The sequence below is a fragment of the Stenotrophomonas sp. 93052_Sma genome (genome assembly GCF_056481145.1).
The window spans coordinates 2,412,192-2,436,217 of sequence record NZ_CM151134.1; the positions used below are offsets into that span (position 1 = coordinate 2,412,192).

The 24,026-nt window shown below is 62.3% G+C and carries 28 protein-coding genes; 8 read left to right on the forward strand and 20 right to left on the reverse strand.

Annotation, left to right across the window (positions count from 1 at the left end; translation table 11 throughout):
* Positions 1 to 6: 6 nt before the first annotated feature.
* The 3 genes from ACZK2V_RS11300 to ACZK2V_RS11310 all read right to left on the reverse strand — a co-directional run bounded on the left by ACZK2V_RS11300 (position 7) and on the right by ACZK2V_RS11310 (position 2,028).
* Positions 7 to 636 carry a hypothetical protein gene (locus ACZK2V_RS11300; RefSeq protein ID WP_136191796.1) on the reverse strand — a complete coding sequence of 210 codons (630 nt, stop codon included), beginning with the start codon at positions 634 to 636 and terminating at the stop codon, positions 7 to 9.
* A gap of 175 nt (positions 637 to 811) precedes the next feature.
* Positions 812 to 1,753: an SseB family protein gene (locus ACZK2V_RS11305; protein WP_049401588.1), complete on the reverse strand. Its 942-nt coding sequence runs from the start codon at positions 1,751 to 1,753 to the stop codon at positions 812 to 814.
* Positions 1,754 to 1,755: 2 nt separating this feature from the next.
* Positions 1,756 to 2,028 carry a BPSL0761 family protein gene (locus ACZK2V_RS11310; RefSeq protein ID WP_019184714.1) on the reverse strand — a complete coding sequence of 91 codons (273 nt, stop codon included), beginning with the start codon at positions 2,026 to 2,028 and terminating at the stop codon, positions 1,756 to 1,758.
* 336 nt (positions 2,029 to 2,364) lie between these two features.
* Between ACZK2V_RS11310 and ACZK2V_RS11315 the strand changes: the two genes are divergently transcribed.
* From ACZK2V_RS11315 to ACZK2V_RS11335, 5 genes are all read left to right on the forward strand, one after another.
* Complete coding sequence (locus ACZK2V_RS11315; RefSeq protein ID WP_224482004.1) at positions 2,365 to 2,607, forward strand: heavy-metal-associated domain-containing protein; 243 nt, start codon at positions 2,365 to 2,367, stop codon at positions 2,605 to 2,607.
* A gap of 137 nt (positions 2,608 to 2,744) precedes the next feature.
* On the forward strand, positions 2,745 to 3,140 hold the full coding sequence (locus ACZK2V_RS11320; RefSeq protein ID WP_005413404.1) for a hypothetical protein: 396 nt from the start codon (positions 2,745 to 2,747) through the stop codon (positions 3,138 to 3,140).
* A 73-nt stretch (positions 3,141 to 3,213) separates the two neighbouring features.
* Positions 3,214 to 4,518, forward strand: coding sequence for a TolC family protein (locus ACZK2V_RS11325; RefSeq protein ID WP_486323284.1), 1,305 nt, complete (start codon positions 3,214 to 3,216; stop codon positions 4,516 to 4,518).
* Positions 4,515 to 6,029, forward strand: a complete 1,515-nt coding sequence (locus tag ACZK2V_RS11330) for an efflux RND transporter periplasmic adaptor subunit (protein WP_012480209.1) — start codon at positions 4,515 to 4,517, stop codon at positions 6,027 to 6,029. Before ACZK2V_RS11325 ends, ACZK2V_RS11330 begins: the two co-directional genes overlap by 4 nt.
* On the forward strand, positions 6,026 to 9,166 hold the full coding sequence (locus tag ACZK2V_RS11335) for an efflux RND transporter permease subunit (protein WP_005413407.1): 3,141 nt from the start codon (positions 6,026 to 6,028) through the stop codon (positions 9,164 to 9,166). The genes ACZK2V_RS11330 and ACZK2V_RS11335 overlap by 4 nt, the downstream gene beginning before the upstream one ends.
* A 104-nt stretch (positions 9,167 to 9,270) precedes the next feature.
* On the opposite strand, the gene ACZK2V_RS11340 is transcribed toward ACZK2V_RS11335, so the two are convergent.
* Together ACZK2V_RS11340 and ACZK2V_RS11345 are read right to left on the reverse strand one after the other, a co-directional pair.
* Positions 9,271 to 10,101, reverse strand: coding sequence for a DUF4198 domain-containing protein (locus ACZK2V_RS11340; protein WP_012480210.1), 831 nt, complete (start codon positions 10,099 to 10,101; stop codon positions 9,271 to 9,273).
* 26 nt (positions 10,102 to 10,127) lie between these two features.
* Positions 10,128 to 10,568: a TonB-dependent receptor gene (locus ACZK2V_RS11345; RefSeq protein ID WP_486323285.1), complete on the reverse strand. Its 441-nt coding sequence runs from the start codon at positions 10,566 to 10,568 to the stop codon at positions 10,128 to 10,130.
* Here ACZK2V_RS11345 and ACZK2V_RS11350 point away from each other — a divergent pair.
* Positions 10,486 to 10,692: an arginase family protein gene (locus ACZK2V_RS11350; protein WP_005413410.1), complete on the forward strand. Its 207-nt coding sequence runs from the start codon at positions 10,486 to 10,488 to the stop codon at positions 10,690 to 10,692. The two genes, ACZK2V_RS11345 and ACZK2V_RS11350, sit on opposite strands and share 83 nt — an antisense overlap.
* 29 nt (positions 10,693 to 10,721) lie before the next feature.
* Here ACZK2V_RS11350 and ACZK2V_RS11355 read toward each other — a convergent pair whose 3' ends face one another.
* From ACZK2V_RS11355 to ACZK2V_RS11420, 14 genes are all read right to left on the reverse strand, one after another.
* Positions 10,722 to 11,273, reverse strand: a complete 552-nt coding sequence (locus ACZK2V_RS11355) for a DUF305 domain-containing protein (protein WP_005995733.1) — start codon at positions 11,271 to 11,273, stop codon at positions 10,722 to 10,724.
* A 74-nt stretch (positions 11,274 to 11,347) separates the two neighbouring features.
* A complete protein-coding gene (locus ACZK2V_RS11360; protein WP_005413412.1) occupies positions 11,348 to 11,623 on the reverse strand; it encodes a hypothetical protein in 276 nt (91 codons plus the stop codon).
* Between the two features lie 28 nt (positions 11,624 to 11,651).
* Entirely contained in the window at positions 11,652 to 13,787 is a 2,136-nt protein-coding gene (locus ACZK2V_RS11365) for a copper-transporting P-type ATPase (protein ID WP_024957401.1), read from the reverse strand.
* 247 nt (positions 13,788 to 14,034) lie between these two features.
* Positions 14,035 to 14,964, reverse strand: a complete 930-nt coding sequence (gene copD, locus ACZK2V_RS11370) for a copper homeostasis membrane protein CopD (protein ID WP_017354978.1) — start codon at positions 14,962 to 14,964, stop codon at positions 14,035 to 14,037.
* 10 nt (positions 14,965 to 14,974) lie between these two features.
* A complete protein-coding gene (gene copC / locus ACZK2V_RS11375; RefSeq protein ID WP_005413416.1) occupies positions 14,975 to 15,358 on the reverse strand; it encodes a copper homeostasis periplasmic binding protein CopC in 384 nt (127 codons plus the stop codon).
* Positions 15,359 to 15,536: 178 nt separating this feature from the next.
* The gene (locus ACZK2V_RS11380; RefSeq protein WP_012480213.1) at positions 15,537 to 15,887 is read right to left on the reverse strand and encodes a four-helix bundle copper-binding protein; all 351 of its coding nucleotides are present in this window, start codon (positions 15,885 to 15,887) and stop codon (positions 15,537 to 15,539) included.
* A 70-nt stretch (positions 15,888 to 15,957) separates the two neighbouring features.
* Positions 15,958 to 16,482, reverse strand: coding sequence for a DUF411 domain-containing protein (locus ACZK2V_RS11385; protein ID WP_012480214.1), 525 nt, complete (start codon positions 16,480 to 16,482; stop codon positions 15,958 to 15,960).
* 14 nt (positions 16,483 to 16,496) lie between these two features.
* Complete coding sequence (locus ACZK2V_RS11390) at positions 16,497 to 17,006, reverse strand: nuclear transport factor 2 family protein (protein ID WP_012480215.1); 510 nt, start codon at positions 17,004 to 17,006, stop codon at positions 16,497 to 16,499.
* A gap of 19 nt (positions 17,007 to 17,025) precedes the next feature.
* Positions 17,026 to 17,430 carry a c-type cytochrome gene (locus tag ACZK2V_RS11395; RefSeq protein ID WP_254657485.1) on the reverse strand — a complete coding sequence of 135 codons (405 nt, stop codon included), beginning with the start codon at positions 17,428 to 17,430 and terminating at the stop codon, positions 17,026 to 17,028.
* A complete protein-coding gene (locus tag ACZK2V_RS11400; RefSeq protein WP_254657486.1) occupies positions 17,427 to 17,777 on the reverse strand; it encodes a hypothetical protein in 351 nt (116 codons plus the stop codon). Before ACZK2V_RS11400 ends, ACZK2V_RS11395 begins: the two co-directional genes overlap by 4 nt.
* Positions 17,778 to 17,789: 12 nt before the next feature.
* Complete coding sequence (locus ACZK2V_RS11405) at positions 17,790 to 19,058, reverse strand: copper-binding protein CopB (protein ID WP_005413421.1); 1,269 nt, start codon at positions 19,056 to 19,058, stop codon at positions 17,790 to 17,792.
* On the reverse strand, positions 19,055 to 20,923 hold the full coding sequence (locus tag ACZK2V_RS11410) for a copper resistance system multicopper oxidase (protein WP_012480217.1): 1,869 nt from the start codon (positions 20,921 to 20,923) through the stop codon (positions 19,055 to 19,057). Before ACZK2V_RS11410 ends, ACZK2V_RS11405 begins: the two co-directional genes overlap by 4 nt.
* Before the next feature lie 113 nt (positions 20,924 to 21,036).
* Entirely contained in the window at positions 21,037 to 21,456 is a 420-nt protein-coding gene (copL, locus tag ACZK2V_RS11415) for a transcriptional regulator CopL (protein ID WP_012480218.1), read from the reverse strand.
* Positions 21,457 to 21,630: 174 nt separating this feature from the next.
* A complete protein-coding gene (locus ACZK2V_RS11420; protein WP_043033515.1) occupies positions 21,631 to 21,981 on the reverse strand; it encodes a helix-turn-helix domain-containing protein in 351 nt (116 codons plus the stop codon).
* 126 nt (positions 21,982 to 22,107) lie between these two features.
* On the opposite strand from ACZK2V_RS11420, the gene ACZK2V_RS11425 reads away from it, so the two are divergent.
* Together ACZK2V_RS11425 and ACZK2V_RS11430 are read left to right on the forward strand one after the other, a co-directional pair.
* Positions 22,108 to 22,605: a hypothetical protein gene (locus ACZK2V_RS11425; protein WP_254657487.1), complete on the forward strand. Its 498-nt coding sequence runs from the start codon at positions 22,108 to 22,110 to the stop codon at positions 22,603 to 22,605.
* 39 nt (positions 22,606 to 22,644) lie between these two features.
* Entirely contained in the window at positions 22,645 to 22,866 is a 222-nt protein-coding gene (locus tag ACZK2V_RS11430; RefSeq protein WP_012480221.1) for a hypothetical protein, read from the forward strand.
* Between the two features lie 94 nt (positions 22,867 to 22,960).
* Here the strand turns inward: ACZK2V_RS11430 and ACZK2V_RS11435 are convergent, their stop codons facing one another.
* Positions 22,961 to 23,947, reverse strand: coding sequence for a DNA-binding protein (locus ACZK2V_RS11435; protein ID WP_486323286.1), 987 nt, complete (start codon positions 23,945 to 23,947; stop codon positions 22,961 to 22,963).
* Between the last annotated feature and the right edge of the window lie 79 nt (positions 23,948 to 24,026).

The following is a 24,026-nucleotide window of genomic DNA, read 5'->3' on the forward strand; positions in this document are numbered from 1 at the left end:
GTAGCATCAGACATCTTCGAACTCGCTCGCTTGCTTGAGTTGGTTCTCAAGGAAATCAATGCGCTTCTGAAGATCGGCACTTAGATAGGCTTTGTCCGTAAAGTCCATTGCTGTCTCAGGGATCATCTCCAGCTCGACGCGTGTGGATGTAGCTTGACGAATCGCCAAGGTGGTCCAGGCCTTATCGCCCTTGACGAATCCGACAGTGAATCGAGCCGTAACATGGTGTTCGGGCTTGAGGCCTTCGATGGAACGGAAATCGCTGCGCACCTTCGACGTGGCTACAGGCTGTACATCGCCATTGATGTACAGCGCCGCATTCCAGCTCGCTTCGCTCAATGGCAGTGTTGAGCGGTTGATGATGCGGGCGGTGATGACTGGCTTGGGCCCAAAGAAGCTGTTTTCCATCCGGAACTCTGGATCAACCGCACTGACCCTCTTTAGCTCGGCGATAGTAGGAAGTTGATCGTTGGCCTCCTGTCGTAGCGCTTCTATCTCCTTGGGATTGCTATCCCTGATGTGCTTAACCTGCCCTCTCACCACCTGCCTTACGGAAGCGTTTGGGTAGGTCTGGTTCAGTTTTTCAAGAAGGTCGGCAGGGATTCGTGAGAAAAACAGCCGAATCGTCTCTAACACCATGATTCAACGAGGAAACACCCCTCGACGTCAGGCAGTTCGTGGATTACAGACCTAGGCTTGATTGAACCAGAAGCCGCGTGACACAGGCATTCCTGGAGTACTGCTCAGGCACGCGTGCCCTTCTTGAATATTGGATTCAAGAGTTTCCACGCTCCTGACCCAACGGAAACCTTCAAGAAGGCTCTGACCGTCGCCTGATCCATTGCAGTAGTTCCTCGTGCGGGATCGTACGTCCAGCGTCGACGTCGGCCATACCCTCGCGGGTCCGCCGTTCCTTCTCTTCCTCGGTCAATCCCGGAAGGAGTGCTAGTAGCTTATCTTCAGGGCTCATAGGCCGATGAGCTGTGCTCAAGTTGGCTTGATTCTCGTGAAAAAATATGGGCAGGATCTGGGGATCATCCAAGCCCGCCGGCAAAGGCAGCGATACGTCGTGGACCGCCAAGTCGATGATGACGTCCAAATCTGAGCATAAGGGCTGTATGGCGGTGGTCACCAGACGAGCCGCCCGCTCGGCGAAAGCCAGGTCCACCACCAGCCAGATCAACAGACCGGGAGGCTGTTCGACGCCCCCTGACGAGTGAGTTTCCAGGAGATAGGCCGACGAGACGAAGTCGGCGTGCTCAAGGCTGCCGCTGATGGCCGGAGCGAGCCAAGCCGGCGCGGCCTGGGCAGGTCTCACCGCGAACTCCGCCGGCGCCAGACGTTCCACCCTGGCCAGAAAGCCCGTATCCAACAATGTCGCAACCTCTTCCGGGTACAGGACAACGCCGCCGTAGTTGGGATTGAGCATCAACGTCGCGCCGCGAGTACCGGTTAGCAGCTCACGGCCTGAAACTCCCAGAATTCTGACAGCAGACGAGCTGGCCGCCTGCGCCTTGTCGAGCGAGGTAAAGAAAGGGATCGCATCGAAACCGTCAGGATGGCGGAACTGGACCAGCCGCAGTGTCTGCGCGTCGTCCGAGATGGGCGCATGCACGTACACGATCGCATCCATCAGTCGCTTGAAGAATGCGCGTTCCTCGGCCGCACTGTCGCGGGCCCGTTCAAAGGAAGCCTCCAGCGCTGTCTCCGCAGACGTAGTCCCTCTTCCACGCGGCCTGCTCGGTTGCTTCATGGTCAGATGCGATGAGGGCCAAGCGGGTACCCGGAGAACCAATCCGCCTCGATCTCGCTGCTCAGGTAGGGTCGTACGAAGGCCGACTGGGTCAGCGCTCGCAGCCGCTCTTCGTGCTCAGCAATCGCCTCGATGTCGCTGACGGTTGGATAGTGCCGCAGCAGTCGATATGCCTCTTGCCGCACCTCTTTAGGCACGGCTTGGCTGGCCGCTAGCTGCCTGAGGAACGCGCCCGCCTGCAGCACATTGCGGGTGCGCTCAGATGGCATCGTCATGACATCAAGAATGACTAGCACTAAGGAATGCTTAGCTTATCGCGTTTGTGGCCGGCCAGGGCACGGTGCAACTACAGACCTTGCGATTCCTGTATTAATGTAATATAATCAATAACTTAATTCGCATAAGTGCGCGTTATGTCCATGGAGTGAGGGCCAATAGGAACGAGCAGGTAGCCTGAGCCTTCCCATGATGGGAAGGTCAACAACGCGGGACGGATTACCACTCAACTTGCCTGTCGTTTGACCTTCCCACCGTGGGAAGGCTCATCGTCACGCCGTCGGCAAACCGCCGATGCTTTTGGAGGGTTGTCCATGAATCTCGTTGTTGAAGGTATGACCTGTGGTCACTGTGTCCGAACGGTCACCCAAGCCATTCAGGCCCTTGACCCCCACGCCCAGGTGGACGTCGATCTGGGCAGTGGCGTGGTCAAGATCGAGGGCCTGCTTGCCGTAGAACAGGCGGTTGAGGCTATCCAGCGGCAAGGCTATGTGATCGCTGCGGTGCTCCCTTCTGAGGCTGGTACGCCGGCCGCCCCGGCCGTCGCATCCTCCTGCTGCGGCGGATGCCACCGCTGAGTCCGCGCGAGGGCTTGATCCTGATCAATGACAGTCGGCCCCAAGAGGGCTAGACTGGCCATCATGAGAGCTCGCACGTCCCCTGCCCTGATCTGCCCAGCGTCCGCAGGCGCTGCTTCGGGCGTGCGGGAGCTGTCATGGTGAGGCTGCTGAGGCGATGGCGGCGACCCCGTTCTCGTGCCCGACTGGCATGGCTGGGACTGTGGGCGCTGCTGCTGCAGCAACTCGCGCTGGTGGCTTACGCCTGTCCGCTGGAATCGGTGGAAGCTGGACAAGCGACCCTGATGGTCGGTTGCGAAGAGATGTCCACGCCGGATCCCGATGCTCCGGCGTTGTGCGACCAGCATTGCCAGCGCGATCACATCGCCACGGCCGATGCGAAGGCCCCTCAAGTGCCTTACCAGCCCGCGCTGGCCGCCTTCGCGCTGGTGCAGGCTCTGTTGCCACCGGTACACGCGCAGTTGTATCGGGATGTTCCGGTGTGCGTGTCCGATCCGCCTCCCCTGCAGCGCTTCTGTAGCCTGCTGATTTAAGCCCCCTCCTGGATTGACCCGTGCTCGTGCTGCATGCGTTGCAGCGCGCTCGTTGTCGTTTCCCGGAGGTCTTATGGAGATGTCTTTCTTCTTGCGTGCAAGGCGCAAGATGGCGTGTGGGTTCGTGTTTGCCCTGGCGCTCAGTGGTCCTGTGCTGGCGGCATCGCCCGCTATCCCGATCAGCTACACAGAAGCCCTACAACGGGCGCTTGCTAACGCCCCAACCCTGCAGGTGCGCCGATCGCAGATCGATGCCAGTACCGAAGAAGCCGCGCGTGCTGGCGCGCTTCCCGACCCACGTTTGATCGTGGGGCTGGCGAACTGGCCCGTCAGCGGACCCGATGCCTTCAGCTTGCGGGCCGATGAGATGACCACCCAGCAAATCGGTCTGATGCAGGAGTTTCCTGCGCGTGCGAAACGACGTGCCGAGCACGCGTTGGCGCAAGCGACGCTGGCGCAAGCGCGCACACTGTCGATGGCCGAACAGCAGATGGTGGCCCAAGCGGCCGCGCTGGCCTGGATCGAGCTGTGGAGTACGCAGCAAGCCGTAGATGCGTTGGAAGGTCTGCGCGAGCCGGCCCGTATAGCCGAGCGTGCGGCGCGTGCTCGCTTGGCAGGCGGCACGGCCGGGGCCAGTGATGTGCTTGCCGCCCAGGCCGCCCTACTGCAGTTGGACAATCGCCTGGAGCAGGTACATGCGGAGCACGCCGCCGCGCAGGCCGGCCTGGCGCGGTGGTTGGGTATTGCACCAGAGGCGATCTTGGCCAGTGGTGCGGCACCGGATTTTTCGCAGTTGCCATTGGAGCCCACCCAACTGCTGGCCAAACTGGACCAACACACGCCACTACTGGGCTGGGAGGCACGCGAGAGCTTAGCCCAGGCCCAGGTGGATGCGGCCGTGGCCGAAACCCGCCCGGATTGGAGTGTGGAGCTCACCTACGGACGTCGCGAGCGCGCACCCGACGGCATGGCGCGCAGCGACATGCTCATGGTGGAAGTGGGTGTGGGCCTGCCGCTGTTCCAGAAGAACCGCCAAGCACGAGGCATCGCGGCACGGCGGGCCGAGCTGGAGGCGGTGTCCGCAGAGCGCGATGAGGCCCGGCGCATCCAAGCCGAGTCGGTGCAACGCGCGATAGCGCGATGGCGCGGGTTAACCGGCCAGTTGGAGCGCCAGAACACGCAGAGCCTGCCTTTGGCGCGCGATCGTGCACGCACGGCGTTGGCCGCCTACGGCGCCGGTGCCGACCTGCAGCCGTGGCTGGAAGCGCGGCGCGATGAGATCGAATTGCACCTGGAGAACGCCCGTCTGCTGGGCGAACAGGGCCGTGCCTGGGCGGCACTGGCCTATCTGCTACCCCATGAGGAGAACACGCCATGAGCCCGACCAAGACGCGTCTCACACAGCTCGCCGTGGCCCTCGGGTTGCTGGCGCTCGGCTTTGCCGGCGGCTACGCCTGGATGACTCGAACCTCTGATACCACCCCGCCCCCCGGCACGAGCGTCGCAGATCAAGCACGCAAGGTGCTGTACTGGTACGACCCCATGGCGCCGGAGCAGCGATTCGACAAGCCGGGCAAATCTCCGTTCATGGATATGGAGTTGCTGCCCAAATACGCAGATGAGGCCATAGGGGGCGGAACGCAGATCGATCCGCGCCTGCAGCAGAACGTGGGCATACGCACTCAGGAAGTGACGGTAGAGTTACTAGGGACTGCCGTACGCGTGCCGGGCACACTGACGTGGGATCTGACCCAGGAAAGCGTGATCAGTGCGCGCATGGAAGGCTTGATCACCCACGTGCAGGTAAAGGCGCCGTTTACCGAGGTTCGTCGTGGTCAAACGCTGGCCACCGTGCAGGCCCCGGCATGGAACGCGGCCATCGCCGAAGCACATGCCATGAGCCAAGCTCAGTCCGCGGGCGCGCGTGAGCTGCAGGGTGCGGCGCAACAACGGTTGCGTTCGTTGGGTGTTCCTTCTGGCGCCTCGGCCAGAAGTGGCGTCGTGCTTAGCGCAGACCACAGTGGTGTCGTGACCGAGATCCTGGCACGCGAGGGACAGACGGTGATGCCCGGTACGCCACTGTTCAAGATCAATGGGCTGGACACGTTGTGGCTGGAGGCCTCGGTACCCCAGGCAGCGCTGGGCACCTTGCGGCCGGGGACCTCAGTGCAGGCCACGGTCAGTGCCTGGCCGGCAGAGCGCTTTGCCGGACAGATCCAGGCGTTGCTTCCCCAGGTCGACATGGCTAGTCGCACGCAGCGGGCGCGAATTGTGCTGCGCAACCCGCAGCGTCGGCTGGTGCCGGGCATGTTCGCCGAGGTTCTGGTGCAGCCCGACGCCGAGCAGGCCCTGCCAGTCGTTCCCACGGAGGCGCTGATCGCCACCGGGCGGGACAGCCGGGTCATCGTGCAGGATCCGGACGGGAGCTTCCGGCCAGTGCGGGTGAGTGTGGGACGTAGCGTGCTAGGGCGCACGCAGATCGTGGCAGGCTTGGCCGGTGGTGAACGCGTGGTCGTCTCGGGTCAGTTCTTGCTCGACTCCGAAGCCAGTCTCTCCGGTGCGTTGGAGCGCCTGGGTGCTGCACAACCGACACGCCCTGCCAGCGCATCAGGTGTGCACGAGCGCCATGACGCCGGGCACGAACCACGCACTGTCGTGCCGTCACCGTCCAGACAGCCGGCGCCTGTCGCGCCAGACACCTCCACCTCTACGCCGCCGCGCTGCCCGGTGCAGTACTGGTATGACCCGATGGTGCCGGAGAAGCATTTCGACAAGCCGGGCAAGTCACCGTTCATGGATATGCAGTTGGTACCCAAGTTCGGCCCCGCCGCAGCCGCTGATTGCCAGGCAAGCGAGGTCATGTCCGAAGCGATGGAGGGCACACCATGATCGCGCGCCTGATCCATGCTTGCATCGCCAATCGCGTGCTGGTGCTGGTTGCCGCCGCGCTGCTGGCGGTGGTCGGTATCTGGTCGGTAAAGAACACGCCGCTGGATGCGCTGCCGGACCTGTCCGATACCCAGGTCATCATCCGCACGCAATGGGCGGGGCAAACCCCGCGCATCATCGAAGACCAGGTCACCTACCCGTTGGCCACCACGATGTTGTCCGTGCCGGGCGTGAAGGCGGTACGCGGCTTCTCCTTCTTCGGTGATTCATTCGTCTACATCCTGTTTGACGATGCCACTGATCTTTACTGGGCGCGCTCTCGAGTGCTCGAGTACTTGAGCCAGGTACGCGATCGACTTCCGCCGAATGTGAATCCGGCGCTGGGTCCTGATGCGACAGGACTGGGCTGGATCTACCAGTACGCCTTGGTGGATCGGACAGGTCAACGTGATGTGGGGCAGCTGCGTGCGTTGCAGGACTGGTTTCTTCGTTATGAGCTAAAAACCGTGCCGGACGTGGCTGAAGTAGCCAGTGTGGGCGGTGCGGTGCGCGCCTGGCAGATCCAGCCCGATCCGCAGGCGTTGGCGGCCCGTGGACTGACGGTGGCCGAGCTCATCGAGGCGGTGGATGCGGCCAACGGCGCTACCGGGGGCTCGGTGATCGAACAAGGCGAAGCCGAACTGATGGTGCGCAGCGAAGGCTACCTGCGCACACAGGAGGCGTTCGAACAGGTGCCGGTAACCGGCAACGACGGCATCCCCGTCCTGCTCGGCGAGGTGGCCACGATCAGTCGCGGGCCGGTCTTCCGTCGTGGTATCGCAGAGTTGGATGGTCAAGGTGAGGTGGCCGGCGGCGTGATCGTCCTGCGGACCGGCAAGGATGCCTTGGGGGCCATTCGGAACGTCAAAGCGCGACTGCAGGCGTTGCAATCCAGCTTGCCCGAGGGCGTGGAAGTGGTGCCGGTGTACGACCGCTCCGAGCTGATCCAGGATGCGGTACGCAACCTCACCCACAAGCTTGGCGAAGAGTTTCTGGTCGTAGCGCTGGTATGCCTGCTGTTCCTGTGGCACCTACGCTCGGCGTTGGTGGCCGTCATCACCCTGCCTTTGGGTATCCTGGCGGCCTTCATCGTGATGCACGCCCAGGGGATCTCCGCCAACTTGCTGTCATTAGGCGGCATCGCCATCGCCATTGGTGCGATGGTCGATGCAGCGGTGGTGATGATCGAAAATGCACACAAGCATCTGGAGCACTGGCGGGAGGCGCACGGCCGGGAACCTCAGGGTGAGGAGCGCTGGCAGCTGATGGCCCGCTCGGCGGCCGAGGTCGGACCGGCCCTGTTCGCCAGCTTGCTGGTCATCACCCTGTCTTTCGTGCCGGTTTTTGCCCTGCAGGCGCAGGAAGGGCGATTGTTCTCGCCTCTGGCCTACACCAAGACCTACGCGATGGCCGCCGCAGCAGGGTTGTCGGTGACCTTGATCCCCGTCTTGATGGGCTACCTGATCCGCGGCCGCATCCGCCCGGAACAGCAGAACCCCATCAATCGCATCCTGATCGCTGGCTATCGGCCCATCCTGCTGTGGGTCCTCAAACATCCCGGTGTCACCTTGCTGCTCAGCGGCCTGCTGCTAGTGCTCACCTTGATCCCCTTTAGCCGGTTGGGCAGTGAGTTCATGCCGCCCTTGGAAGAAGGCAGCCTGTTGTACATGCCCACGGCCCTGCCCGGCCTGTCCGCCGACAAGGCCCGTCAGTTGCTCCAGCTCTCGGGCCGGATGATCAAGACCGTACCGGAGGTTGAGCACGTGTTCGGCAAGGCGGGCCGTGCCGAAAGTGCGACCGATCCGGCACCGATCGAAATGTTTGAGACCACCGTGACCTTCAAGCCGCGGGATCAATGGCGCCCGGGCATGACCCCCCAGAAGCTACGCCAGGAGTTGGACGCAGCGGTCAAGATTCCCGGTCTGACCAACCTATGGGTCCCGCCCATTCGCAATCGCATCGATATGTTGGCCACCGGCATCAAGAGCCCGATTGGGATCAAGGTCTCCGGACCCGATGTGGAGCAGATCGAGCGCCTGAGCCAGCAGATCGAGCAGGTGGCCAAGACTGTGCCCGGCGTGAGTTCGGCACTGGCCGAACGCGTCACGGGTGGGCGCTATGTCGATGTACAGGTGCGCCCGGAAATCGCTGCACGTTACGGATTCACTCAAGGCCAACTCCAGCAACTGATTGCCACGGTCGTTGGCGGTGATCCAATCGGGGAAACGATCGAGGGGCGCGAACGCTATCCCATCGTCTTGCGCTACCCCCGTGGCCAGCGTGACTCGTTGCAGGCCTTGCAGGATCTGCCGCTGATCGCGCCAGGCGGTGTGCAACTGACCTTGAGCCAGGTGGCGGAGCTGTCAATCAGCCCAGGCCCGCCGATGCTCAAGAGCGATAACGGCCGGTTGGTGGGCTACATCTACGTGGATGTGGCCGATCGCGACTTGGGATCGGTGGTCCAGGACCTGCAAGCCGCGGTGCAGACCCAGGTGAGTTTGCCTGCCGGCTATGGTCTGGCGTGGTCGGGGCAGTACGAGTATCTGCAACGGGCTTTGGCACGCCTGCAATGGGTGGTGCCCGCGGCGTTGGCGATCATCTTCCTGGTCATCTGGATGGTGTTTCGCCGGCTCAGCGATGTATCCATCATCCTGCTCAGCTTGCCCTTGGCGTTGGTGGGCGGTTTCTGGTTGATCTGGGGGCTGGGCCATGCGATTTCGGTGGCCAGCATGATCGGATTCATCGCCCTGGGTGGCGTTGCGGCTGAGTTCGGCGTCATCATGTTGCTGTACCTGCGTCATGCTTGGGAGCAGCGCTTGGCCAGCGGTGCGCCGGAAGATGTGTCTACCCTGCAAGAGGCTATCTACGAAGGTGCCGTGCAGCGGGTGCGCCCGAAGGCGATGACGGTAGCCGTCATCCTGGCCGGGTTGTTTCCGCTGTTCGTTGGTGCCGGTGCCGGCTCGGAGGTCATGCAACGTATCGCCGCGCCGATGCTGGGTGGCATGCTCACCGCACCGGTGCTCTCTATGGTGGTGATTCCCGCAGCGTTCTATCTGGTGCGGCGACGTGGATTGCGCGCGGCGCGGGGCGACCAATGAGAGACAGACTGAGCACCTGAGGTCCGTCCCCACAAAAAGACGCGAGTCATGGAAGAAGTCATGACTGGCGTCAAAGGGGAGAGTACCGCCTACGTGCCTACTTGTCAGTGCCCGGCGTGCGGGGAAATCTCAAAGCTCAGCGACGCCCGATCCGACACAAAATCCAAAGCCTTTTGTGTAGAGGGCACCATGTGATTGGTGTGGATGTACCAGGTCTTGGCGGTGGTCACCTGGAAACTGGCTTGGCCTTGGGCATCGGTGCGCAGGAGCGTAGCGCTACCGTGCCCGCCCTTGACCGGTGCATCAGCACGATGACCGACGTACACGCGTAGGTTGGGCACTGGCGTGCCCTGCTGCAGCACTTGGAACGACAGCTGATCGCCGACCTTCACGCTTCCAGGATTGCGGGTCAAGCGGATCTCCAACGGATAGCCCAGCGAGGCAGCGAAGTCGTCGGTCAGTTTCGTGCCCACCTGTCCAATGGCACGGGCATGCTTGGTATAGCTATAGGTGACCCCTTTGGGGAACTTGCTTGCGTCATAGGTGGCCAGCGTATCGGGCAAGTCTTCCAGCTCCAGGTACTTGCCCAACTCGCTGGCCGTACGTGTGCTGGTGGAAGCCATCGTCGAGACACCCAGCAGATAGGTGCCCTCGCCCGCCGGATGGACGGTGAGTTGGCTTTGCTTGCCGATCTCTTTCCAACTGGCCAGGTCCGGGGCGGCCTTGGCACCGTCCTGGCTCAGCGAAACGTCCTGTAGACGCGCTCGGGTGACTGCGCCAGCACTTTCATCGAAGGTGCCGTTGTTCACCAAGGCGGTGTTCGCCTCGCCCGCTGCGGTGCCAGGCTTGGAGAAAGCGACAAACAGGTCGTGCGCACCGGCACTGCCGGCCACAGCGAACAGCAGTAGTGTGGCGGATAGTTGCGTGTTTCTCATGATGTGTAGCTCCTCGTGATCGTGGCTTACCAGTGGTAACCAAAGCGGACATTCCAGCGACGACCCAGCAAGTCGTACGTCATGGTGTCGGTGTCGGTGTTGGGGTTGTTCTTCACGAACGGCGCCTTCTTATCGAGCACTTTTTCAACGCCGGCGGAGTTATCCCATTTCTTCTTGATGCCGTAGCTCAGTTGCAGGCTGTGGTACACCACGCTGGACACATGCGAGCCGATCGTGTCGGGCACGGCGATGATGTCGTCCGCGCTGCCGATGTACTGCGCCGAATAGACGCCGGTCCAACGGTTCTTGCCCATACGCAGTGAGCCCAAGCCACGCCACTGGGTGTAGCTACCCAAGCCGCTGGTGATCTTGCCGGCGTACTCAATGGTGGTGGCCCCGGGCGTGAGCGCCCCCAACCCACGCGGGGTGAGTCTGGAGGTCCTGGAAGCCCTGCTGGATCTGGTCATGGCCTCGGGCAAGGTACGTGTGGTCGACGTGGCGGAACTGTGTCCGCCCCTGGATCCGGATCAAGCCACCGCACGTGTGGCCGCGCGTTTGATCCACCGAATGGTCAGTGCGCAGGCTCAGTGAAGTGATATCGGCTGGCAAAAGGCAGTGAGCTAACGGGAACGCTCAGCCAGCAACTGCTTCATTTGCGCGATCTCCTGTGTCTGCGAGGTAATAATGTCCTGGCAGAGCTTCACCAACTCAGGATCCTTCAGACGATTCTCCTCACACATCAGGATGGCGCCAGCGTGGTGGGGAATCATCGAACGGATGAACTGCTTGTCAGTGACCGCTGCTTGAGTGCGAATGCCCCACCAGCAGAACAGCATGAACGCCACCGTCAGACCAGCCAGAATCAGATTGCGTCGGCGATCGGGGTACATGCTGGACATTAGCCACAGCTCGATCAGCAGCATGGGAGCGGCCATCAGGCCCGCCATGTAGAACTGGTTCACGTTGTTATAGACGTTAGCCCACTGATCGACCATTGCGTACATCAATGCGTACATGGCCACGAAAGACAGGCCCATCATCAACAACAGGCGGCCGTAATGGCCTTGATGCCCTTGTTGTGCCTGGTGGGCAGGTTGGTGTGAGGCGTGCGGTTTTGCGTGCTGGGACTGCGGGTCTTGCGCGTTTTCGTGCGTACCGTGCGAAGAGGACATAACAATCTCCGTGGGAATGGCAGAACGGCGGAAGAACCCGGGAACTGTTGGAACAGCTCCCGGGCTGAGAACACTTACATACCCTTGCCGGCAGCGAATTCCTGCGGGCTCAGCTTGCCATCTTTGTTGCTATCGAGCATGCCAAAGTGCGGCGCCAGCTTGTGCTTGGCCAGTTCTTCCTTGGACAGCGAGCCGTCCTTGTTGGCATCGAGCTTGGTGAAATCGGCATCGGCCGCCGCCGGCTTGTGCTGACCGTGGTCGGTGGTGGGCGTGGTGGTCTGGCCGCCGGCGAAGGCCGCGCCCGCCATCAGGAACAAGGCCATCATCGAGAGGGAGGCATAACGCTTCATTGCAGTACTCCTTGTGGGATATGAGCCATCAGTGACAGGAATGGCCGCGCGCAGGCTCATCGGCGCGGTCAGGGTGGGGGGTGGCAACAACGGTGGAGCCGGACAAACGCAGGGCATTGGTGACCACCGAAACCGAGCTCAGGCTCATGGCCAGGGCCGCCATCATCGGACTGAGCAAAAGGCCGAAGCTGGGATACAGCAAGCCGGCGGCGATAGGCACGCCGATGGCGTTGTAGACGAAGGCGAAGCCCAGGTTCTGCTTCATATTGGCCACCGTCAAAGACGAGATGGCACGGGCTTGCACGATGCGCCTCAAATCACCCTTGACCAGGGTGAGCTGGGCGCTGGACATGGCCACATCCGTGCCCGTCCCCATCGCGATGCCCACATCGGCTGCCGCCAGGGCCGGCGCATCGTTGATGCCATCGCCAGCCATGGCCACGCGACGACCCTGGGCTTTGAGTTGCTGGACCAGGTCGGCCTTGTCCTGCGGCTTGACGCCACCACGCACATCCTCGATGCCCAGCGTGCGCCCCACGGCCTCGGCCGTCGCCTGTGCGTCACCGGAGGCCATCACCACGTGCAGGCCATCGGCACGTAGCAGGTTCAAGGCAGGCAAGGTCGTGGCTTTGATGGGATCAGCCACCGCAATGGCGCCGGCCAACCGACCATTGACCGCCAGGAACATCACGCTAGCGCCTTCTTTCCGAAGACGCTCGGCGCTGCTTTGCAAAGGTGCTACATCGGCGCCAACCGACGCCATCAGGCTTTGGTTGCCGAGCACGACATCCTGATCGGACACGCGCCCGCGGACGCCTTGGCCGGTGAGCGAATCAAAATCTTGGGCGGCCACCAGGTTCAAGCCACGTCGCTGGGCTTCAGCCACGATGGCCTCGGCCAAGGGGTGCTCACTGCCCTGCTCCAAGCTGCCGGCCAAACAAAGGATCTGATCGGCGTCGAAGCCGGCGTTGGAGAGCGTGTCGCGAAAGGCTGGACGCCCCTCGGTCAACGTACCGGTCTTGTCCACGATCAACGTGTCGATCAGACGTAGCTGCTCGATCGCCTGAGCATCGCGGAACAGGACCCCGACCTGCGCAGCGCGGCCAGTGGCGACCATGATCGACATGGGGGTAGCCAAACCCAAGGCACACGGGCAAGCAATGATCAGAACCGATACGGCATTGAGGACGGCAAAGGTCCAGGACGGTTCGGGTCCAAACAGACCCCATCCGAAGAACGTGAGCACCGCCGTGGCCAGCACGGCCAGGACAAACCAGTACGCCACCTTGTCCGCCATACGCTGCATCGGCGCGCGGGAGCGCTGGGCTTGGGCTACCAACTGCACAATCTGCGCCAGTACCGTCCCGGATCCGACTTTGTCCGCCCGGATGACTAAGGCGCCCGTCCCGTTGAGCGTGGCGCCTATAACGTGATCACCGACAGCCTTCTCCACCGGAATGGGTTCACCGGTCAGCATCGACTCATCGACACTGGCGCGGCCTTCGATGACTTCCCCATCGACCGGCACCTTCTCGCCCGGTCGTACGCGAAGCAGATCACCCACGTGCACGTGATCCAGCGCAACGTCCTCTTCGCCCCCATCGGGTTTGACGCGGCGAGCCGTCTTGGGCGCCAATCCCAGCAGGGACTTGATGGCCGCCGAGGTTTTGGAACGCGCCCGCAGTTCCAGCAGCTGTCCGAGCAGGGTGAGCGAGACGATGACCGCTGCCGCCTCGAAGTAGACCCCTACCCGTCCATGCTCGCGGAAAGAGTCCGGAAACAGGTCCGGTGCCACGGTGGCCACCACGCTGTAGCCAAACGCGGCGGCCACGCCGATGCCGATCAGCGTCCACATGTTGGGGCTGCGATTGCCGATGGACTGTAGGCAGCGCTCAAAGAAAGGCCACCCCGCCCAGAGCACCACCGGGGCGCTCAGCACGAGCTCAATCCAGGTGCGCGCCTGCGTGGACAAGCCGGGCAGACGGTGTCCCAGCATGGCCAAGACCAGGACGATCAACGTCAAAGGCAACGTCCACCAGAACCTTCGGGTGAAATCGCGTAACTCTGGATTGTCGTCCTCCTCCAGCGAGGGCATCTCCGGCTCCAGCGCCATGCCGCAGATCGGACAGGTGCCGGGACCTGGCTGACGAATCTGCGGATGCATCGGGCAGGTGTAGACCGTGGCGTGGGTACCGCTGGGTTGGGCCACCGCTGCTGGGGCGGTCACTTCAACTTGCTGGGGAGCATCGTCCGTATAGCGGACGGGATTGGTGATGACCCGTCCATCCGCAGCCTCGACAGGGGCTGCGCCTGCAGAATGGTGATGGTCATGGGACGACGGTGAGTTCATGCCGATGCTCGCTTTAGTGGGGATGGACTGCCAAGGCAGTGTGCCATTGCGGGTTACACAGCTATTCGGGGCTGAGCGTCCCGAGCACTGAAACAACAATCAGGATCAAGATGGCCAGCGCGGCCTCAGCCGTAACACTCTGCCGCAAAGCCCGCACCTCCTGCGCGGGATCTCCGCTGGTCAGCGCTCGTTCCAAGCGCGGCACCAGCGTCCATCGGTGCAGCGCTCCCAAACCCAGCATTCCAGCGAACAGGGCCAGTTTGAAAAGCAGCAACTTCCCGTAGGTGCTCTGGAACAGGGCCGAAAACGACCACGCGGTGAGATCCCCGTAGTGCGCGATGCCGGACACGATGAGCGCACCAACGAAGATCGTTCCCAGCGTCGAAAAACCATGCAGAAAGTCATGCGTTGATCGCAGACGCCCGCTGCCGTTCGTCTCTTTGCCGCGCAGCAGCATGGCAAGGAACATCAGGACCGCTGCGATCCAGCCGCCTGCCGCGAGAAGATGGACGATGCCTGCAGCAAGCCGGACCGCGCCTGCCAAGCCCTCGCCAGCGGCGGCGTGGCCGTTCCATGCCAGCGAAGCGAGTGCGCCGCCCGCCAGCATCGCCCCCAGCGGGAAGGCGGTCTCCACCTTCCCGCGGCGACGATGCCATCCGAGCACGAACATCAGGGCGACCAGCAGCGCGCCTCTCGCCATGGCTGCCCGGCCCGCGGACGTCTCGAGCAGATACCAGCCAAGCGATGCGCGATCAACCTCGGCAAGCGGCATTCCCATGATGCCCGCGGTCTTGAAGACGACATCGAGCCCGGTGAGCACGAGACCGGCTACGGCACCCGCCAATAGAACGCCCATGAGTGACCACCCGGCCAAGGCGTCGGCGAGTGCCGATCGACGCGACCCGTACCAACCGAAGAGTGGAACCCCGAAAAGAACCATGATGACAAGGTATTCCAAGAATCTCAGTGCATAAGCCGACAGGTCGAACATTCGCGACTCCTCAGCGCACTGTGAAGCTGAAGCTGCCCGGCATGGGGTGGTTGTCACCACCGACGGCGCGGTATTCCACGGTATAGACGCCCGGAGCCAGCGGTCCAGGCAACTTGGCACGCAGGGTCTTGCCGTTGTTGACGATCTCGGTCGTGAAATTCTCGATCGGCATGGTGGAACTGCCGTGCTTCATGAGCAACTTGAGACGCGACGCCCGCGGAATCAATGTCTCGTTGAACACGAGATCGATCTGGCCTGGCGAGGCCACCACCGCATTTGCCGCCGGTGTGGACTGCTGCAGCGCGGCGTGGGCGTGCGCGACCTGCAGCGAAAACTGCCCGGCCGCGATTGCGAGGACGAGCGCGAAGGAGCGAATGACGTTGGACGACTTCATATGGATAAATCCTCATTGGAATGTGATGCAAAGCCCGTTCGGGAGGGGCCGCGCTGTGTTCGATGCGACAAGCGTTAGATGTCGGACTGTCACTGAAACCACGATTTGTCGGATTTTCTTGATACTTCCGCTTTCGCGAGACGAGGATCCCACCGGCTCAGGCGGGATCCTCGACGCATTACGCTGCCATGGCGCTGCAGCTTTCCGCGCAGCGGCGACAAACTTCGGCGCAGCGCGTCATCTCAGGGTCGTTCATGGCGTCGCATGCATCGGCGCACTGGCGGCAGATCTCCGCGCAGGCACCGCAAACCACGTCGTGAACGCTGGCACCGCGCAGCATCGCGTCGGCACTGGTTGCGCAGGTATCGGCACACGTCGCCAACAGGGCGATGTGCTCCGGGGCCGCGTGAACACCTCCTTTGGTCAGGCAGTAGTTGATGGTCTCCAGGCAGATCGCATGGCATTGCGTGCAGTTGTCGATGCACTCGTTCATGGCCTGGGGCCGGTGTGCTGCGGAATGGTGAGTCATGTAGTTCTCCTTCTTCCTCGCGGGCGAGAATCGGCGCGCCCGCAACACCGTCCCCTGTTGCTGCGACGGATCAGTGCTGTGCGAACGGTTCAGTGGTTCCGTCGCGATGGATCAGCTCGACCGTGAACGGCTGCTGGCGTCCCTCCGGGACCTCCATGCCCGGAGAACCAAGCGGCATCCCTGGGAGGACCAGGCCGCGTGCGTTCGGCTTTTCTTCGAGGAGACGCTTGATGTCCGCGGCCGGAACGTGGCCTTCGATGACGTATCCGCCGATCTCGGCCGTGTGGCAGGAGCCCTTTGCATAGGGGACACCCAACCGCTCCTTGACCAGACCCAGGTCATCCATGTCGTGCACATCCACGGTGAATCCCGCCTTCTGCACGTGGTCGATCCAGACACCGCAGCACCCGCAGGTCGGGGTCTTGTGGACGGTCATGCGTGGCAGGGCTGCTGGAGTCGCGTCGGCTGATTGGACGACAACCTGTGCGGAGGGCGAGGTTGTGGGTTGCGCGGATGAAGCATCCTGGGTGCAAGCACCCAGACCAGCCACGGCAAGGACCACAAAAGTCAGACGGTGCAATGTGAGCGTAGTCATTTCAATCTCTCGACTCAGCGCTTGGTCCGCGAGGACCAGTGGATGTGGACGATCCGCCAGCCGTCCGCGGTCTCCTTCAGCACCATCGTCTCGGCGCTCTGGACGGTCAGTGGCTGGCCGTCCTTCTGGGCATGCAACTCGCTTTCGGTTCCGACCCACGCGAACTCGCCAGCGGCTCGTGCGCGCTGACGGAGCAGCTGGCGATGGGCGCCCTTGAGGAACGCCGCATCGCTGACTGCGTGATGGCCCATGTATTCCTCGCGGCTGCGTTCGGCGCCCCCGGACTCGAGGATGAGAACGTCGGCAGCGAGCAGGGCTTCGACCGTGGCCAGATCGCCGCTAGACAGGGCCCTGTTGAAACGCTCCGCTACGGCGACCGCGGCCTCTGCAGTGACTGGGACGTCGACGTCCGCAGATGCCGCGGCAGCGGGGTGATGTGCGTGCGGCTGTGTCGCCTGCGCCATTGCGGGGGACACGACGGCCAGTGCCAGTGCGAGGGTGAACGAGATTGCTGTTGCGTTCATTGCGTGGGCTCCAAGGAGATCAATGGGTGTGCGCATGGCCGTCATCGGCCACGGGCGTGTGTGGTGCAGGGTGCGACTCCACCTTGCCGTCGGGATGGCCGTGGCTCACCAACCCGACTTCCGTGTCGCTGGGTGTCGGGCCGTGGTGATCGTCGTCCACGCCCGGCGGGTGCGCATGCGGCATGGAGTTGTTGCCCGGCTCGAATAAGGCAGGGTGATCCTCGGCCTTTTCGTCGTCATGGTGGCCTTGCGTCTCGCCGCCGCCATGCGAATGGCCCTCGCTGCTGTCGACAAGTTCCTTGTACGCAGTCGCGTCCAGCGTGGGCAACTTCTGCAGGAAGGCCGACATGTTCCATATGAACTCATCGTCCATGCTGCCGCCCCAAGCGGGCATGCCGCTGGCCTTGATGCCGTGCTTGATCACCCAGAACGCCTCAGCTGGAGCGACCGGCTGTCGGGGTACAGGCCCTTGCTCATCTCGGTGGCCGCCGCGTCTGGTGAAAGATGGCAGGTCACGCACATGGCGTTGTAGTTGCCCGCACCCTGGCGGATACGCTCAGGATCATCAAGGTTCGTGGGTAGCTGAAGCTTGGCGGCGCGCACCTCAATGGAACGCTCGCGCGCCGTTTCAAGTAGCGCATACACCGGGCGACTATGCGGATCGTCGGCGGCCACGTTGTACACGCCCAGAGAGACCGTGGCGGTTGCGACCACCGCAACCAATGCCACGCCGGCACCGAGCCATACCCACATCTTTTTGTTGGATTTCATTGTCAGTTCCCCTTAGAACCAGGTACGAAGGCCGATGACCAAGCGCGTGTCTTCAAAGGACTCGCCATGCTCGCGTCGCATGTCTGCGGTATTGCCAAACGCGCGCTCGTACACCACGCCGATGTAGGGAGCGAACTTTCGGGTGAACTCATAGCGAAGTCGTAGCCCCGCCTCAGCGGCACTCAGACCCGAACCTATCCCGCGCAATGGATCGTTCTTGCCATAGGCGGTGACTTCCACCAGCGGCTGCAAGATCAGCCGGTTGGTTAGCAGCAACTCGTACTCGGCCTCGACATTGGCGGCAGTCTGGCCCCCTTCGCCGAGATAGGCTGTGGCGGACACTTCGAACTTCATCGGCGCCAAGCCCTGTACACCGATAGCGGCGAAGTTCTGCGATGCCCCAGGCTTGAAGTCATGACGCACACCGGCCACCACATCCCACCACGTGGAGATACTGCGGCCGTAAAGCACTTCCAGATCAGCCGACTCGGTCTGACCATCCGTGCGTTCGCCTTCACTGCGGAGCCAGACGCGATTGAGGTCCGTACCGATCCAGCCCTGGCCCTCCCAGCCCAGCCCGGTGCCCGGATCGGCATCCCAGGTTTCCAGGCGATTGAGCAGCACGTAGCTCTTGATCGAGTTGTCATGCACCGGATGCGCGTGTTCCGGCGCGATGGCCGCCTTGCGATCCGCGTCCGTCACCGCGGGAATCGGGGTGCGCGGCTGCGTTGGCGCTGCAGGCCCGTGTCCCATCTGACTGTGGTCCATGCCCTCCATCGATTGCATTCCCGCTTCTGGTGTAGCGGGCGCGGGCGAATCATGGCCCATCTGCGAATGGTCCATCCCCTGCATCGCAGGCGTGGCCGTGCCGGAGGTGTCGGCTGCAGCGGGCTGTGCCATCTGACTGTGATCCATGCCCTGCATCGACTGCGCCTGCGCTGTGGGCGCCGCAGGTGTGCTCGCGGGCGAGCCGTGCCCCATCTGCGAATGGTCCATGCCCTGCATGGCAGGCTCGGCTGCGTTAGCCTGCGGCTCGGCGTGGCCCATCGCCGCATGATCGATCGTCGCTTCGCTCGTCTTGGCCGGTGTTGCAGGCTTTTGGGCTGGCGCAGGTTTTGATGTCGGCGCCTGATGTGCAGAGTGATCCTGAGTCTGGGTCTGCGCGCCCTGCTCCATCTGCATGGAGCCGTGCTGCATAGATTGGGCGCTGGCCGCATTGGCCAGGGCCAGCGAGATAGCCGTCAGCGCAGTCAGGGTGGTATCGCGTCTATTGATGTTCATTCGTCGACCCTCACCGTGCGCATCATTCCGGCTTCCATGTGATAAAGCAGGTGGCAATGGAACGCCCAGCTGCCCAACGCATCGGCACGCACGCGATACGTGCGTCGGCTACCTGGCGGCATATCCACCGTGTGCTTGCGCACCATGAAGTTGCCGTTGTCGTCCTCCACGTCACTCCACATGCCGTGCAAATGGATGGGATGGGTCATCATCGTGTCGTTAACCAATACGATGCGCATACGCTCGCCGTAGTTCAGCCGCAGCGGCTCGACATCGGAAAACTTCTGACCGTTGAAGCCCCAGGAGAATTTCTCCATGTGTCCGGTCAGATGCAGCTCGATCTCGCGACCGGGGTCGCGTCCGTCAGGGTCTTCAAAGGTGCTCTTGAGCATGGAATACGTCAGCACATGACGGCCGTTATCGCGCAGGCCATTGCCCGGATCATCCAAGCGCGAACTCACGCTCATGGCTTGGTTGTCCAACAGGGGATTGTTGGTCTCGCTAGCAGGGTGTGATTGCATGCCCCCGTGCTGCATGCCTGCCATGGCACCATCGCCGGCGGCGGGCATCGCATGGCCTGCATGGGCCGAGGTCGCGTTACCGCTGACAGGTGGGGTCATGCCAGGCATGCCCATGGCCGCACCACAGCCGCCTTCCATGCCCTTGCTGCCGCCAGACATATCCATCGACCCATGATCCATGCCCATGTCTGCCATCGTCAGCAGCGGCCGGGGATCCACAGACGGAACGGGCGCGCGTAATCCTTCGCGCACAGCGAGCGTGCCGCTGATGTAGCCGGTGCGACCGGAGTCTTGGGCAAAGATGGTGAATGCGTCCTGCCCGGAGGGCTCCACGATCACATCGAAGGTTTCTGCTACCGCGATGCGGAACTCGTCGACGGAAACCGGATGGACATACAAGCCATCTGCCGCCACCACGGTCATCTTCAGCCCCGGAATACGCACATCGAAGTACGTCATGGCAGAGCCATTGATGAAACGCAGGCGCACCTTCTCGCCACTGCGGAACAAACCGGTCCAGTTGCCCAGTGAGGTCGTGCCGTTCATCAGGTAGGTGTAGGTGTTGGCGTTGACGTCGGACAGGTCCGTGGGCGTCATCCGCATCACGCCCCACATCTTGCGATCTTCCAACGTGGCCGACAGGCCGTTGCGCTTCACATCGCGCGCAAAATCGCCGACCGTGCGCTTGTAGTAATTGTCATGGCCCGGCATCTTCTTCAAACGATCGAACAGGGCCGTCGGGTCCAGGTCTGTCCAATCGCTCAGCATCACGACGTAGTCGCGATCGAAACTGAAGGGCTCCGGCTCCAATGGGTCGATGACGATCGGGCCATAGAGCCCGGCTTGTTCCTGGAACCCTGAGTGGCTGTGGTACCAGTAGGTTCCGCCCTGATGCAGGGTGAACCGGTAGTGGTAGGTCTCACCACGTCCGATACCGTCAAAGCTCAGACCCGGCACGCCGTCCATGTTGGCCGGCAAAATGATGCCGTGCCAATGGATGGAGGTGTCCGCGCCATGGATGGAGTTAGCGGGCAATGCATTGGAGACGCGCAAGTTGACCGTGGTGCCTTCCCGCCACCGCAGCAACGGCGCCGGAACGGACCCGTTGACCGTGATCGCGGTGCGGGTCTTGCCGGTGAAGTTCATCGGCGTCTCGCCAATGGTCAGGTCAAACTCAGTGCCCGATAGTACGTTGGGTTGTCCCGGCCCCTTGAGCGCCCAACTGGCTTTGGGCCAGAAACCTAATCCTGCGACTGCGCCTCCCAAGGCCAAGCCTTGGACAAATCGCCGCCGCGAAGGCAGCAGCGGTCCACCGCGTGGACCACGAAAATCATCATGCGACATGAAAATGCTCCAAGCGTCGTGTTGCCACCGGCGGGCGGTGGTACAGAGCGGGCGGCTGGCCTAAACAGGCATGCAAGCCACACCAACGGCGCCATTGCGGCGCCTAGGGACGCTTAGCCGATCGGTGGTCGGATCAGATGAGGCAAGGCAGGTGCCGCATGCCCTAGGGGCAGCGGCATGACATCCAGGCCCAAGGCCAGTTGCACCGAAACATGCAGGCGCGCAGGAAGTGCGCTCGCGCAAGCGTGTACGCAGGCGCACCGGCACGCAGAAGACTTGCAACAGTCGGGACCGGCATGGTCGCCATGCCCAGTGCCAGCCTTTTCAATCGATGTGGCATCGGGATGATGCTCAGCACTGTGATGGGCGAAGCAGTCTTCGTCGACTTGCACCGCGGCAGCCACTTCGCTGGCCTGCTCTTCCATGACCGGGTTCATACTGACGGACGCAAACGCCGACCACGCGCCGTTAAGCACGAGCATGGCGATCAGGAACAGTCGCAGTAGAAGTGAGGAGGCTGACACGGGCGACATGGTATATCACTTTAGACAAGGCGCGTGTGTATCGGTCGTGAACAAAATCTCAAGTAAGCCTGAGATGTCGCGACTTGTCAGTCGCACTAGCCGCGGACACTGCAGCTCCCTCCAGAAGCGCCCAAAGGGCGGGTTGAGGCGAAGAGTTGCCCATAGGGCGAGCGCTTGTTCGGTTTACTTCTCGGGCGTGGCCTCGATCAGCTTCACCAACTCGCGCTTCTGCTGCTTGCTTAGCGAGCCCCAGCGCAGGAGCAACTTGGCCAGCAGATCATCGTCGGTGTAAAGGAAGGCGGCGGGGATCCCCAACGCTTGGGCCAACCGCTCAGCAATCTCCAGCATGGGCTCGTGCTTGCCACGCTCGTACTGGTTGATTCGGGGGCTGGCCACGTGAGGATCCAGACCGGCCCGGATGCCCAACTCCTTCTGCGACAAACCCGTGTGCAGGCGGGCTTGTTTGAGGCGTCGAGCGAAGGTCGGTGTTGAGTCGACGGACAAAGTCACGCGCGCACCCCATGGAGACCCCATAAGGATGGCGGATGTACCCTGCCTTGCATACTAAGATATTCTTAGCTTTGAGGCAACCGGCGACACCGGTAGCGCCGCCCCCCCCCCCCCCAGGAGCCACGCCGCTCCCTCATCCCCGGAAACCGCATGCCCGGAACCTCGTCAATGACGCCATCTGGGGTCGCCAGCATCGAGGAGTTGGGCCTTCGTGGCACCCTTTTCCTAGCCGCACTGTTAGCCGCGCAGCTACGACGCCTACCGGTGGCGCCCACACGCCGCTCCACCTTGCTGGTGCTGGACACGCTGCGAGACTTGGCCTTGATCCAAGTTCCCTGGCCAGCGGATCGATGGCAGATCCGCCCCGATGCCGAGGTCACGCCCATCGAAGATCTGCAATGGGCTTTCGCCTGGTCTACCCACGAGCGCAGGCACCTGCTCCCGGTGCTGGAAGACCAACTCGACGATATGGCACACGATGTAGACTTGGCGGACGCGAAACTGGAGCTGTGGGATGAACTTGCACTCTGGGAGACCGAGCAGTTTCTGGAGCAGCAATTGCTCAAACATCACTTCGACCCAGGCTGGGCACGTGATGTGGGGTTCGTCTTTCAATCCGGACCGCGGGGCTTGCCGATCGCGCGGTAGCGTTACTGCTGCTGGGCGGCGGTACGCCAAGGTGCCTCGGTGGCGATGCGTCTTGGCGTGCACGACAGCGCCCATGTGCGGGAAGCCATCTTTCAGGAGGTCCAGAAGCGCCTGCGCTACCTGATGACCAGTTCGCCCGAGCAAGGCATGTTCAAGCCCTATCATTTGGCACCGGAGTCCTCAGTAGCCAAACTGTTTGTAGATTGGGTCGTCCCTATGGAATGGGCGTACTGGACAGGTGAGCGCCACCCCAGCCGCTAGCAGACAAACGAGCAGCCTCGTCAGTCGGCTCCCCCATCTTGCGCATGGCCGCGCCGAGTTTTCTTCACCGCATTTTGTGCTGGCGTCAGTTGATTCAGTAGAGAGGCTCTAGCGCTTCAAGACGTGCATTGGCACGCAACGCATCGGCTTCAGCGCTCTCGCGGCGCTCACGCTCCCGCGCAAGGGTGTCTTGAACTTGAGCTAGCTCGTTGCGCATGGTATCCAAGGTCTTGGCGTCAGTCTTCCAGCGCTCCTGCAGTGCCAAATAGTCCGTCGCGGTCTGGCGCAACGCCACGACCTCGCTGTGTTGGCCTTCGTGGGCCTGTCGTAGCTGGGCAAGCTCACGCTCAATCCGCCCGTGGCGCTCCAGCCATTGACCATTGTCGCGGTTCAGCACCAACAGCTCCTGATTCTTCGCGCCCAAGGCTTCATTGGCCTGACGTAAGGCTACTTGCAGCTCTTGGACCTGATGCTCGTGACGGCGAAGCTCTTGCTCACGCTGCTCTTTGGTTGAAGTGCGGTAGTGCTCAAGCGCTTCCCGGGCATGGGCATGCTTGTCCTCCAGAGAACGCGTATGCGCCTCATGATCAGCCAGCCGCACCGTCATGCCAGCGATGCGCTCGTTCAACTGGGCGATTTCCGCGATCCTGTCACCTAGATTCTGTTGAAGGAGGGCGTGAGCAGCTTGCTCTTGGTGCAGGCTTGCTTCGGTGCGCTGCAGCCGACTGCTCAAGGCGGCAGCCTCCTCTTGGGCACCGGAAAGCGCCTGTTGCCGACTGTGGAGCTCAGCCTGATGGCGCTCACGCTCCTGGGTGAGGATGGCCTCTGCTTCCTCCTGGAGCCGCGAGGCCAAGCGCGCAACCAAGTCCTGCAAAGCATCACTAACGGCTACCGTCCTCGCCGGACCGCCGCCTTCCTCTCCTTCCAGTTCACGCAAGTAGCGGTGGATCGTGGTCTTGGAGCCCGTGTTGCCCAAGGCCACTCGCACCGCGTCGACTGACGGCTTCTTGCCTTGGGCCAGCAGCGCGTCGCGCGCCTTCTGGACGTCACTCTTATAGAGTCCTGCGCGCCATCGTGCCACCCCACTTTATTTCGTAATGTATTACATACCATGTAATTACATACTATTAAAGCAGGTAGACGACCGCTCGTCGGCGAAA